This is a genomic window from Bacillus sp. Bvel1 (assembly GCF_014872755.1).
Taxonomy (GTDB): domain Bacteria; phylum Bacillota; class Bacilli; order Bacillales; family Bacillaceae; genus Bacillus; species Bacillus velezensis.
In genome coordinates this window covers 444,653-457,570 of sequence record NZ_JAAOBZ010000006.1, presented here as the reverse complement: position 1 = coordinate 457,570, position 12,918 = coordinate 444,653, and the positions used below count along the sequence as shown (strand labels likewise).

At 44.4% G+C, this 12,918-nt stretch carries 13 protein-coding genes; 3 read left to right on the top strand and 10 right to left on the bottom strand.

Annotated features, from left to right (window positions below; all coding sequences use genetic code 11):
* Positions 1-113: 113 nt before the first annotated feature.
* Positions 114-611 carry a methylated-DNA--[protein]-cysteine S-methyltransferase gene (locus HAP68_RS06505; protein WP_015388319.1) on the bottom strand — a complete coding sequence of 166 codons (498 nt, stop codon included), beginning with the start codon at positions 609-611 and terminating at the stop codon, positions 114-116.
* Positions 608-2,827, bottom strand: a complete 2,220-nt coding sequence (locus HAP68_RS06500) for a PAS domain-containing sensor histidine kinase (RefSeq protein WP_024085220.1) — start codon at positions 2,825-2,827, stop codon at positions 608-610. Before HAP68_RS06500 ends, HAP68_RS06505 begins: the two co-directional genes overlap by 4 nt.
* A 255-nt stretch (positions 2,828-3,082) precedes the next feature.
* Here HAP68_RS06500 and HAP68_RS06495 point away from each other — a divergent pair, with 255 nt between their 5' ends.
* On the top strand, positions 3,083-4,105 hold the full coding sequence (locus HAP68_RS06495; RefSeq protein WP_003154708.1) for an acyltransferase family protein: 1,023 nt from the start codon (positions 3,083-3,085) through the stop codon (positions 4,103-4,105).
* A 41-nt stretch (positions 4,106-4,146) separates the two neighbouring features.
* Here the strand turns inward: HAP68_RS06495 and HAP68_RS06490 are convergent, their stop codons facing one another.
* The 4 genes from HAP68_RS06490 to htpX form a co-directional block, all read right to left on the bottom strand.
* Positions 4,147-4,317: a hypothetical protein gene (locus tag HAP68_RS06490; protein WP_003154711.1), complete on the bottom strand. Its 171-nt coding sequence runs from the start codon at positions 4,315-4,317 to the stop codon at positions 4,147-4,149.
* A 1-nt stretch (position 4,318) separates the two neighbouring features.
* Positions 4,319-4,993 carry a DUF421 domain-containing protein gene (locus tag HAP68_RS06485; RefSeq protein WP_014304895.1) on the bottom strand — a complete coding sequence of 225 codons (675 nt, stop codon included), beginning with the start codon at positions 4,991-4,993 and terminating at the stop codon, positions 4,319-4,321.
* Positions 4,994-5,088: 95 nt separating this feature from the next.
* Positions 5,089-6,441: a TrkH family potassium uptake protein gene (locus HAP68_RS06480; RefSeq protein ID WP_014304894.1), complete on the bottom strand. Its 1,353-nt coding sequence runs from the start codon at positions 6,439-6,441 to the stop codon at positions 5,089-5,091.
* A gap of 158 nt (positions 6,442-6,599) precedes the next feature.
* Entirely contained in the window at positions 6,600-7,493 is an 894-nt protein-coding gene (gene htpX / locus HAP68_RS06475; RefSeq protein ID WP_003154715.1) for a protease HtpX, read from the bottom strand.
* A 148-nt stretch (positions 7,494-7,641) separates the two neighbouring features.
* Between htpX and HAP68_RS06470 the strand changes: the two genes are divergently transcribed.
* Positions 7,642-8,343 (top strand): DUF1836 domain-containing protein, encoded by a 702-nt coding sequence (locus HAP68_RS06470; RefSeq protein WP_003154716.1) that lies wholly within the window; start codon positions 7,642-7,644, stop codon positions 8,341-8,343.
* 134 nt (positions 8,344-8,477) lie between these two features.
* The gene (locus HAP68_RS06465) at positions 8,478-8,672 is read left to right on the top strand and encodes an alpha/beta-type small acid-soluble spore protein (protein ID WP_003154717.1); all 195 of its coding nucleotides are present in this window, start codon (positions 8,478-8,480) and stop codon (positions 8,670-8,672) included.
* Between the two features lie 6 nt (positions 8,673-8,678).
* Here the strand turns inward: HAP68_RS06465 and HAP68_RS06460 are convergent, their stop codons facing one another.
* The 4 genes from HAP68_RS06460 to HAP68_RS06445 form a co-directional block, all read right to left on the bottom strand.
* Entirely contained in the window at positions 8,679-9,857 is a 1,179-nt protein-coding gene (locus HAP68_RS06460) for an anti-sigma-I factor RsgI family protein (RefSeq protein ID WP_024085219.1), read from the bottom strand.
* Positions 9,854-10,609: an RNA polymerase sigma factor SigI gene (gene sigI / locus HAP68_RS06455; protein ID WP_003154719.1), complete on the bottom strand. Its 756-nt coding sequence runs from the start codon at positions 10,607-10,609 to the stop codon at positions 9,854-9,856. The genes HAP68_RS06460 and sigI overlap by 4 nt, the downstream gene beginning before the upstream one ends.
* Before the next feature lie 276 nt (positions 10,610-10,885).
* Positions 10,886-11,668, bottom strand: a complete 783-nt coding sequence (locus tag HAP68_RS06450; RefSeq protein ID WP_014304892.1) for a TerC family protein — start codon at positions 11,666-11,668, stop codon at positions 10,886-10,888.
* 246 nt (positions 11,669-11,914) lie between these two features.
* Positions 11,915-12,550 carry a DedA family protein gene (locus HAP68_RS06445; RefSeq protein ID WP_370648482.1) on the bottom strand — a complete coding sequence of 212 codons (636 nt, stop codon included), beginning with the start codon at positions 12,548-12,550 and terminating at the stop codon, positions 11,915-11,917.
* Between the last annotated feature and the right edge of the window lie 368 nt (positions 12,551-12,918).

Below are 12,918 nucleotides of genomic sequence, written 5' to 3'. Positions count from 1 at the left end.
TTTTGCGGACGGCTCATTTTCATCAGGCTTCGTCCTCCTTTTTCACCAGACCAACTTTTTTCACTTAATAAAATGATATGTCGGACGCGAAAAAACGGAACGTGCCATATGTTTTATTTTTCTTTATAGGATATTTGTTCGATGTTCAGCAGCACCGCTTTTACATCCGTCTTCGTGCCCGCGTATCCCGTTAAGGCGCTGTTTTTGCCGATTACCCGATGGCACGGGACAAAAATCGGCAGCCGGTTTCGTTTATTGGCTTGTCCGATGGCGCGCACCGCTTTCGGTTTTCCGATCGCTTCGGCCATATCGCCGTAGCTTCGGGATTCCCCGTAAGGAATCATCGTCAGCGCGTTCCATACCCTTTCCTGAAAGGGTGTGCCTTTTTGTCTCAAAGGCAGAGAGAATTGCTTTCTTTCTCCTGAAAAATAGGATGCCAGCTGCTGTTTCGCCTCCGACAGCAAAGCGGTTTCGCACGGCTTTACGCCGGGCGCGTCTTTCCGCCATTCCTCAAAATCTTCCCCGGTGAGAAACAGGCCGGTAATAAAGCCCTCTTCCTCTGTTACGATAACGGTTCCAAACGGCGCTTTTACACTTGTAAAACAGATCATTCCCCGCTCCTTCTTTCTTCGGTATTCTGCCGGATCGGAAGCGTCAAATGAAAAACCGTGCCCTTCCCTTCTTCACTTTCCACATGAATGCGTCCCTGATGTTCTTCGATGATTTTATAGCTGACCATCAGACCGAGGCCCGTTCCCCTGTCTTTTGTCGTGTAAAATGGCTCGCCCAGACGTTTTAGTTTGTCTTCGGAAATGCCTGTTCCTTCATCTTGAAAAGAAATCAAAATGTGGTCTTGATCAGAAGGCTGGATGGTCACGTAGATATTGCCGCCGCCCGGCATGACTTCAATGGCGTTTTTTAAAATATTGATAAACACCTGTTTTAATTGATTCGGTTCACAGTAAATCGGCGGGATGTTTCCGGTCAGGTTCAGATGAATCTGCACATTGACAAGATTGGCCTGGGCATTCAAAAGATCAGCCGTGTCTTTCAGAATCTGCGTCACGTCTTTTTCTTCATATAATATCGCCTGAGGTTTCGCTAAAATTAAAAATTCAGTGATGATAGACTCGATGCGTTTTAATTCTGAGGTAATGACGTTAAAGTACAGGGAATATTCGCCTTCAATGCTTCCTTGAAGAAGCTGAATGAACCCTTTCAGCGCTGTCATCGGGTTTCTGATTTCGTGGGCGATGCCCGCCGCCAGCTCCCCTACAACATGAAGAGTGTCGGATTTCCGCAGCCTCTCTTCAAGCTCTTTGGCCTCTGTGACATCTTTAAAGATGGCCAGATTCATATTTTGAATGATATTTCTTTTGAAGGAGAATTCCAGTTTGCGGCTGTCACTGCTGCTTAACAGGAAGGGGATTTCATTATCCATTCCTTCTAAATCAATCTTTCTGGCGGGAACACCCGCGTTTTCAATATCAAATAAAGAAAGAATATCCGGAACGGTGTACGCTCTCAGCTCCTCATCCGGCATGCCCAGTATACGGCTTGCGAGAGGATTCGCGTCAATAATGCGGAATTGGTTGTCAAATAAGACCTTGCCGTCCATTGAGCCGTTGAATACTTTTCTGAATTTCAGCTCGCTTTCCCGCAATTCTTTTTCCATCCGCTTACGATCGCTGACATTTCTTAAAATGGTTAAATGCTGACCTTCAAGTATGGTTCGTTTTGATGTGAACTCAAGCTCTTTGTATTGGCCGTTTGCCATCTGAAACAGCATTTCTTCACGAATTTCCCCGTATTTTTCATATTTCTTCTTAATCTGCTTGTATTTTTTCTGCGGATCAACGATAAACGTACATAAATTCGTCTCCAGCAGCTTATCCATCGGCAGTTCGAAAATGCGGCACGCCGATTCGTTTGCTTTGGCAATCTTTCCGTCATCAGACCAAATGACAATCGCGTCCATCGCGTTTTCAAAAATTTCGCGGAATCGCTCTTCGCTTTTAAAGAGTTTCAATTCCATCAACCGTTTCTCTGTTATATCTCTCATAATGGACATGTAGAACCCGCTGATTAAGTTGGACGTAATCGTAAATTCAAACAGCTTCTCTTCGCCGGACCGAAGCTTGACGGGCAGTTCTCCTTTGGCATTTCCTTTTCTGCGGAGGGTTTCCCAGATTTCTTTCAGATGCTTTTTGTTTTCGCCGTCGGTAAAATGGCGGAGCGACAGATGCGACAATTCATTCTGGCCGATCTCAAAGCTTTTGCAAAAAGAGAGGTTCGCATCAATAAACCCGCCGTCCTTATCAAACAGCACGATGCCGTCGACAGCCCTGTCAAACAAATCTTTAAACAGCTGCTCGTTCATGGAGAATTCGCGCTCTAATATTTTTTTAGAGGAGATGTCCCTCATCACCACAAAAAAATAATCCTCCCCAATTCCGTCTCTGGCGAGGAATTCAATGTATTTCGTCGCGCCGCTGTCAAGCTTAATCGGCACCTCTTTCCACAGATGGCCTTTTTTTAAAAACTTTTTCACGGCCTTATTCAGTTCTTCCTGAGGCACGGAATATAAAAAGTCCAGGACGGAGCGGTTAATAAGGCTCTCTGCCTCAATCTGCATCATCCGGGCCGCAGCCTCGTTCGCCTGGACGATTTTCATTTCCTTACGGCATATAAAAATGGCATCAAGCGTGTTATTCATAATCACATGATACCGGTTTAAATCACTCTTCAGGCGGTCATTTTCCTCTTTCATCCGCTTCAGCTGCTCTTTCAGCGACTCGTTTGTTTGCAAATCCAGAGTTTCAGCCATTCAGTACACTCCTTCTTCAAAAACCTATCCTTCAATATTTCTACAAAATACCTCATCTTCCTTCATTCGCCCTATACATTTCAGAAAATTTCAATGATATGACAAGTTAAAGTCTTTTTCTACGATCCTTACCTCCCCGTTACATCATCCTAACAATCCCTTTTGTCCTCCTTCAATTTTTTGTTTTTTATTTTAAAATGAACACCAACAGGAAATAATCATGCAGTGGATGATTTTTGAAGAGAAGGTGATGCTATGACAAAATCGCGAGACAGTTACTTTGACAACGCCAAGTTTATCTTGATTTTTCTGGTGGTGTTCGGCCATATCCTCCGGTCATTTATTAACGGAAATGAGTTTATGCTCCATCTCTACAAATTCATTTATACTTTTCATATGCCGGCCTTTATCCTGGTTTCCGGCTATTTCGCAAAAAACTTTAAGCGGAAAGGTTATGTGAAGAAGCTGGCTGTGAAGCTGATTATTCCGTACCTGATTTTTCAGGGCATTTACTCGGTTTTTTACTATTTGATTCAGGATGAAAGCATGGCAAGCGTCAATCCGATTGATCCGCAGTGGTCTCTCTGGTTTTTAGTCAGCTTATTCTTTTGGAATCTGCTGCTTTATCCCTTTACGAAGCTGCCGAAAATGTGGGCGCTTGGGGCGAGCTGCGGGCTTGCCGTCATGATCGGGTATCTCGATTTCATCAGCAGCACGCTGAGTCTTTCACGGACGTTTGTCTTTCTTCCGATGTTTCTCGTCGGGTTTTATTTAAAGAAACGGCACTTTGATTTGCTTCGGGCTAAAAGAGGCAGGCAGATTGCCGCGGGCGTACTGGGGATTGTTTTCCTCTTATGCTGGTGCATTGATTTTGATTACTCGTGGCTGTTCGGATCAGAGCCTTATTCTACATTCGGCACAGTATCGCTGTTGAGCGGTCTGTCACGCATCGGCTGGTATGTTTTGGCCTTTGCCGCCACTTTCAGCTTTTTGGCGCTCGTTCCGCAAAAGCGTTATTTCTTTACGAAATGGGGTACGAGAACGTTTTACGTGTATCTGCTGCATGGATTCATTATAAAAACGCTGCGGCAGATCGGGCTTGAAGATCACTTGTCTGATTATCAGAATTTAGTCATGCTCTTAATGTTAACAGCCGCTCTTACGTCCATTCTCTCCAGCAATGCGGTGAAAACGGCCGCACAGCCGTTTATTGAGCTGCGGATAACCGGCTTGCTTCAAGCGGTGAAAGGAACAAGAAACGGTGCTTATTCGAAATAATGCAAAATACCTCTTAAGCGTTGCCGCTTAAGAGGTATTTTTTATTTTTTGCCGTCTTCTTTTTTCTTCGGCTTCGTCTGTTCAAGCGTTTCAATCCATTTTCCGGCGTTATAATCACCGAGCTCGCTTGAAAACTCTTCTTCAAGCAATTTAGGGTCCATCGGCTTTTTATGGTTTTGCATGTCTTTGCTGTGGCGGTTTTTTTTCGTCATATTACTCGCCTCCTTGTTTGCCGTGTTTTGATTTGCGGTTTGCGCCTCTCAGTCCGGGATCACCGTCATATTGTGTTTTGTATGCATCTTTGTCCATGCTCTCAGTCGGTGTATTGTTGTTGGTTAAAGCTTCATTCTTTGCTGCTTTGCGTTTCATTTGATTTCCTCCTTCTGTAAGCAAATCTGTTTTGAATTCATTAAGCATTTTTTTTAAGTCGCGCACTGTCACGTTTTTGGCCTCATCAATGAGTTCATAGCCGATCTGTCCGTTCGGCTCAAGCAGCACATATTTAAAATCTTGAATGTCTCCGAGGCCTTCCTGCCTGATCCTCATTGACAGCTGGTCTTCGGTAAAACGCATTTTTTTTAAGTTTTCCGGGATGATTTTTCCGTTTCTGACAACGGCGACGGTTTTTCCTGAAAATAAAAACTCAAAAAAGCTTGATTTGATTTCTAAATATTCCATCAGAATCAGTACCGCAATAAAAATCGCCGCCGCGAAAATGGTTTCCCATAAATTATGTTCAATAAACGGCTGAATAATAATCGAGCCGATCGAAATCATGATGACTGTCTGGGTCACCGACAGCTGGCTGATGGATTTCCGTCCGGCAATCCGCAATAAAAAGGTACCGACCGCTATCATAACTACCGACTTCCAAAATACGGCAAACAATGACGTCACCTCTTTACAAGTAGAATCTCCAAAGAAACTGTTTCCACTCATCCATTTTACGGCAATAAAAAAACACCGCTTTCTGAAAAGCGGTGTCAGCCGATAATCATCCTTTCCTTCGGATAATGATAATTTGCTTCGATTTCTTTTCGGCCGATCAAATAAAGGAAAGTCAAAATGCCGATCCGGCCGATAAACATCACAATCATGATCACACATTTTCCGATATCGCTTAAATGCGGAGTAATCCCGAGCGACAGGCCGGTCGTTCCGAAAGCGGAACACACTTCAAAAAGCAGTCCGAGGAGCGTCTGATTTGTCTCCGTCACGGAAAGAATCAGCGTCGACCCGAACACGAGCAGAATTGCCATCATCGTAACGACCAGCGACTTCATGACATCAGCCTGATGAAGCTCGCGTTTAAAGACCTTGACCGCTTTATTCCCTCTGGCAAAATGAAACAGGGCAAGAAGGTTAAGCGCAAACGTCGTCGTACGGATTCCGCCGCCGACCGAGCTCGGTGATGCGCCGATAAACATGAGGGCGCAGATGAAAAATAATGTCGGCGCCGACAGCTGGCTGATATCAATTGTCGCAAGCCCGCCGCTTCGCGTAGCAGTTGATTGAAAGAGACATAAAAATAAAACATCATGCCAGCTTTTCCCCTTCATAACATGGCTTGCTTCAAGCGCGTAAATGCCCACGGCTCCGAACAAAACGAGCATTCCGAACGTAACGGTCGTAATTTTCGTAAACAGCGTGAATGAGTATCTGCGCTGTTTTGAAAACAAAAAGTCTTTTACTTCTACGAGCACCGGAAAACCGATCGCGCCGAAAATAATCAGAAGCATCGTAATAAACTGCACGAAATAGTCATGTCTGAACGGGACGAGTGAATTTCCCGTAATATCAAAGCCGCCGTTTGTCGTGGCGCTGACGCTCGCAAAGAATCCGTGCAAGTACGCCTGTTCAAACGAATCATAGTACGTTAAAAAATATGTTCCTAAGATGATGCCGCCTAAAAACTCGATTAATAAAATCAAAAACAGCACTTGCTTCATCAGGTTGACGATACCGGAAAACTGCGATTGATTCTGATCCACCATAATGAGCTTCCGTTCCCGCAGACCGATCCGTTTGCCCATAATGAGCCAGACGAATGTTCCGAGCGTCATAATGCCGATTCCGCCGAATTGAAGCACGAAAGCCAAAATGACAATCCCGGCCGTGCTGAATGTATCAGCCGTGTTGACGACCGTTAAACCGGTGACACTGACTGAGCTGACAGCCGTAAACAGCGCGTCTATAAACGACCAGCTGGCCCCTTGTTTGTGGGCGGCCGGCAGACTTAGCAAAATAAATGCCACCGTCACAGCAAGAAAATAATATAATGCAATCAGCTGTGCAGGCGACAAGATCTGTATGAATTTCTTCAGTTTTAATTTCATAAGATAGTTCCTTCTGCCTCTCAAATGTAGTACGTAATTATTCTAATGATATTGGGAGAATTTTTAAAGGCCTTTTTAGAAAGATTTTTCATTACCTTATGTAATTTGCCGATCTTTAAACAAAAAACCTCTGAAACGATTGTCAGAGGTTTTGTTTATTATTTTGCTTCCAGCCTGCGGATGCGCTCATCGAGATCAGGGTGTGTGGAGAACAGTGACGAATGCTTTTTGCCGTTAATTTTTAACGTCTGCACCGCCGTCTGGTCTTCTTCATTCACATGTCCTGTATAAGACTTCAGCGTACGCAGGGCGTGAATCATTTTATCCTTGCCGGCAAGGTCTGCACCGCCGCGGTCAGCGTGAAACTCTCTGTGGCGCGAGTAGGCGAAGACGACAAGACTGCCGAGAATGGAAAAGATAATCTGAAACACGATCATCGCGATAAAATGCACGACCGGTGCGAGGTCTTCTTTGACAAAGCGGCTTGCAACCCATGCCGCGATTCGGGAAAGGAATACGACGAACGTATTGACGATTCCCTGCAGCAGCGTCATCGTGACCATATCACCGTTTGTGATGTGTGCGACTTCATGGGCAAGAACCCCTTCCACCGCAGCATCATCCATCTGCTGCAATAAACCTGAAGAAACCGCGACAAGCGAACGGCGCTTAGAAGGTCCGGTCGCAAAAGCATTGACCTCCGGGGACTGATAAATGCCGACTTCAGGCATTTTCGTCATCCCTGCGGCACGGGACAATCTGTGCACACGGTCAACCAATTGCTGTTCTTCATAGCTGAGTGACTGTTTCTTCGGATTTAACACCCGGACGCCCATCATCGTTTTGGCCATCCATCTGGACATTCCGAGAGAAATAAAAGAACCGACAAAACCGACGACAAGACTGAACACGAGCAATGCCATCAGATCAATGCGGCCATTTTGTATATACGAGCCGACACCGGTAACGCTTGTAATAATCGTAAGCACAATTCCGATTGTCGTAATGACCAAAAGGTTCGTTAAAATAAACAGAAATATTCTTTTCGCCATAATTACCTCCGTCTTTTTTAAGATCAAAAGAACTTATTTAATTAAATTATAAATGATCTGTTTGAAAATGCAACAATTTCGACGTATGATGTAAATGTAATTCTCAGTGATATCAGAAAGTGAACACGTAATCAATCAGAGGTGAACCATGAACACGTTTAAACTGACCCGAACTGATATGGTCCGGCTTCTTTACGCGTTAAAAGGCCAAGGAGACGCAACTCCTCTCCAAATCTTATTGCAATCAGCGGAAATGACATTGGATGAAGCGGAAAGCCGTCTGCATATCCCTGAATTTCTGACGAGATTCGAACGAAAAAAAGAGAAAAAGGAATACGGGCTTTCAACTAACGAGATTGTCGAGCTGGGAAATCTGTGCGAGCTGACGTCTTTAAAATCAACCGCCGTCCAAAACTGGGTGAAGCGCGATATTAAAGATTTAATCGGCCACCCCTTACTCGGCAAAAAATATACAATTGAACAAGCTGTCATCCTTCTCATTGTACGTGATTTAAAATCAATTTATGACTTCGAACATATACGCGGCATATTAAAAATCGCTTTTAACACGATCACAGACAGATCAGACGACGTCATCAGCCCGATCAGCTACTATGAAAGCTGCGCTCAAGTGATTGATTATCTTCATCATAAGGCAAACCCGCCGATGAAGGAAACGAGCCTGCAGGAGCTCGTCGAAGAGCAGACGGACAAGCTCAAAGGCTGCTTTAAAGAACTCGGAAGCGGACAATGGAACGATATCAGATCCATCATCGCCGTCACGGTGCTCTCCGTTTTGACTTTCCATATTCAAGCCTCAGCCTACAAAATGACCAGCCATTTATTATAATTCATAACGCTTCTTCGCCCCGGTGTCTGCGCCGGGGTTTTTTGCTGTACAACAATTGCCAGCATAATCAATACCGTTCCGTTTGAAACTAAAATGCGTAAACACATCTTGCCAGAGAAAAGGAGATGAAAAAGATGGCGAGCAGAAATAAACTCTTAGTTCCAGGGGCTGAGCAGGCACTTGACCAATTTAAATACGAAGTGGCTCAAGAATTCGGCGTGAACCTTAGCTCTGATACAGCAGCACGCGCAAACGGCTCTGTAGGCGGGGAAATGACAAAACGTCTTGTACAGCAGGCTCAATCACAATTAAACGGGAAAAATCAATAATGCAGCTTATTCGCCGGGACTTCTCGGCGAATTTTGATATTTATCGGCATTCTCCTTTCCGTGCCGGTAGCCGTTCGGATTCCTGCGGTCTGATGAATCTTCATGATGCCGATAGGAGTCCCAATGTTCATTGCGATCATGATTCCGCTGATTCCAGTAATGATTGTAATACTTTTGCTTAGGCTCTTTGTCATTTCCGTTTTCCTGAGGATTTTGTGTTGGGGGCTGCTCTGTTTCCCCATCTTGTTCCTTCTGTGTGTTTTCTTCTGATCCGGAAGCTGCATTTTTGTCGGTTTGCTGACTGCCGTCCTGACTGTCCGGCTTCGCTTCTTCCGTGCCGGGCGTTGTTTCATTGTTTTCCGGCTTCTCTGCTGCCTTTTCTTCATCAGGAGCTGTCTTTTCATCAGCCGCCGGCTTTTCTGTGTCCGGCTGCTTGCCTTGATCAGCGTCTGTTTCGGTATCTTTTTGATCTGTTTCATTGCCGTCGGTTTGCTTTTCAGACTGTTTTTCTTCTGTTTTCTTTTCGTTTCTTCTTATGTAGCTGCCTGTTGACATCCCTTCCTGTTTTGCTTTTTCTCTTGTTTCCATATCAGATTCAAGAGATTGGACCTGGTAGGTGCCCTTATATTTTTCAGTCATGTCAGCCAGCTGTTTTTTAACGCCTTTTTTATATGTATTGTCATCTGTATTTTCATAAACCGTGGAAATTAAAATCTCTTTTGATTCCTTTACATATCCATGCTTGCTGCAATCGGTAATAATATTATTGATGACTTCCTTAAAATCGCTGCTTTTCCAATCTCCGATGTCACTGATGACCTGTTTGGCGTCATGGTTCAGCGGTGTCAGTTCAATGACTTCATATTTGCTGTTTAAAGCCATTTCAATGCTGGGATTAATGTCAAGCGTCATATACGCGTAAGCTTTGTTATCAGAAAAAACCGGGAGCAAAATTAAAATAAACAAAATAATAGCAGTCATCGTAAACACTCCCAATTTAAAAGGGCGCAGTTTCAGAAAATCAAAAAAGCTGGCCCTTCTTCCCATACGCGTTTCGCCTTCGAACGTAATTTCCTCTCCGATTTCACAAGTGCGGTGATCATTTTTTGTTTTTAAAAATTGTCCGTCAGGGGTTAGCAACGTGACGAATTTTTTATTTTTCTCTACTATGATCCCTCTTCTCATGAGTGCAACACCCCTTTAAGATAATCTTTTAAATAAATATAATCACCGGTAATAATAATACTCATGGCGATGATATATTTTCGGTTCCGTTCGATCGTTTTTCTGCTGACCGACACGAGCTGCTCAAGCTGTTTGACAGGAAGCTGTTTTTTCTGGTGCAAAATGGACGCCAGCTCTTCATTTTCAACAAGCGTGTAGGCTACCTTAATCGCATTCTGCCTCGCATCAGTATGCTTCGGCGATTGTTCCAGCAGCTCTTTAAAAGACAGGCCGTATTCTTTCAGCTGCTTCTGAAAAAAAAGAATTTCTTCCCGGCGCTGTTCCTGTTCTATCTGTTTGCGGTATTCATCAATGGAAAGCTCCGCTTCGATAAGGCTCTGCGAAGATTCCTGGTCGTCGCCCTCCTGCACATCCATATTGATATGCTGAGCGGTTCTTGCTTCTTTTCTGATATAGTCTATCACTTTTCTTTTTATAATCAGCTCTGCAAATGCAAGCAGCGAATTACCTTTTTCAGCCGAATACTTTTCAATAGCTTCGTTAAACGCGATCAGCCCGATGCTGAATTCGTCGTCTTTTTCATCTATATATCGTTTACAAACGGATGAAACCGTCTTCGCGATAAAAGGCTTATATTGCTGTATTAAATCGTTCTGCAGATCTTTGTCGCCTTTTTGTATTTTTTCAACAGATGTTTCAAGCGTTTGCTTCTTTTTTCCCAATTTAAACAAAAGGCTAAGCACTGGTTTCACCTCAGTTCCTCCCTATAACTACTCATAATCATAGCTAATTTAGTAGGGATTCGCAAAGGAAGAAAAAGAGAAATCGATTTCATTTGTCTCAATTATGACAAGCCAATAAGACGTACTATACATGATTTCGTGCCTCCAGGCAGAATTAAGGGGGTTTTCTCTGTGTTTTTTGTAACAATGCTGTTATAAAATTGTTATCATATGTCTTAAATGTAAGCGTTTCAAACAAAAAAGGGAACCTGCTTTCTAAAAAGCCAGACTCCCTTCTTGATCATTTTACGCGTGTTCTCTTTTTTCCGATGCCGCGCCGGACTCTGTTTGTTTTAATCCTGACATAAACCATCCGCAAACCGCAATGGCAGCCAGAACCGCCCAGAAAATGATTTTCCAGGCCGCCGAATGGATGACATCTGCCGGAATTATACCGAGTTCCTCATGGGCCAACGTATAAAGAGCGAGCTTCACGCCTACCCATCCGACAATCACAAATGCCGCCGTTTCAAGGCCCGGCCTGGTTTTCAGTAAGGATACGAACATTGATGCCGCAAAACGCATAATGATTAAACCGATTACGCCGCCGGCTAAAATAACGAGAAACTGACCGCCGTCCAAGCCGCCGATGGCAGGAAGCCGTGTTCCCGGAAGCGTTACGGCAAGTGCGACCGCCGCTAAAATGGAGTCAACGGCAAAAGCGATGTCCGCGAGCTCCACTTTCAAGACAGTCTGCCAAAACCCGCTTTCTTTCTGCGTTTTCTGCCCGGCGTTATCTTTGAATACATACCGCTTCAGCAAATGGCTGACCGCAATGTAAAACAGGTATAAAGCGCCGACGGCCTGGACCTGCCAAACATTCACCAAAAATGAAATGGCGAACAGCGACCCGAAACGCAAAATAAATGCGCCCGCCAATCCGTAAAATAAAGCCTTCTTCCTTTGTTTTTCAGGAAGATGCTTCACCATCACAGCCATCACCAGCGCGTTATCCGCCGCCAAAATCCCTTCCAGCCCGATTAAAACGAGAAGAACCCATCCATACTCCAATAATAATGCAAAGTCCAATCCATTCCCTCCGTTTCTTTTTTCTATCATCCGAGCTTATACCGGCGGTTTTTTTACGCAAAAAAGACCTTTGCCGATATAAGGCAAAGGTCTTGCTAGACATGAATGATTGGCATGCCAACAAAGCCGATGGATATGATCCATGAATTGACGACTTTGTTTCCGGAATATCCGGACGCTACTCCCCTTTGAGATTTCAAGAAATATTTGTTTATACGCTCATGATAAAGCCTGTTTCATCATTTGTCAACGCTTAACTTTTTTAACAAATTGAGAAATTTTTTCTGTTTTGACCCGCTGTTTTCTTCTCTTCAAAAACATCCAAAGAACGAGAAGCAACACAATGAATATACCGAGCGGCAGCATATATTGATCGAGAATGGAACCGACGCTTTTCCAATTTTCCCCGAGTTTCATACCGAGGTATACGTAAGCAAATGTAATCGGCAGCATCGCTGCATATGTATAGAGAGAGAACACCCAGATATTCATCTTCGCAATGCCGCACGGCAAAGAAATCAGCGTCCTGATCCCCGGTATAAAACGGCCGCTGAACGCTACCAAACCTCCGTGCTTCTGAAAGAATTCATCTGATTTCTGCAGGGATTCGGGTTTTATCCATATGTACTTTCCATATTTCAGCAAAAACGGCCGACCGCCCAGCCTGCCGATCCCATATAAGACAAGCGGACCTGAAACACCGCCGAGCGAACCGGCAAACACGGCTCCGGCAAGCGTCATATCCCCTTTTGAGACCCAATAGCCCGCAAGCGGAAGAACAATTTCCGCCGGGATGAATTCTATACTGAGCGCCAAAAAAATTCCGGCGTAAGATAAGCTTTTAAACGCTTCAATTATTGATATGATGAAATCTTCGATGATCTATCACTCCCGGCTTACGTCTATATTCTGAAACTTAAGAATGATTTTAACACAAAACCTTGAGGCTGAAATATCTTTTAGACATGCCCGTTATAAATATGAGTCGTTTCAGATCGGTATAGCGGGAGGGAATGACATGCGCAATACAACGTCCCGCCTGTCTCCTGATTGCTCGTCTGGCGGCGGTTACATCACTTAAGATCTCCGGAAAAGTTACCCTTCGCGGTAAGCGGCGGCTGACCGGAATTCAGTTCATATGGGCAGTGCGTTTTGCCGGGATCTTTGCCATCGCCGAATCTGTTTTTATGGGAGCGGGAAATTCTCTCGGTCACTACATGGAAATGCGTGGGCATTTCCCGGGGAATGAT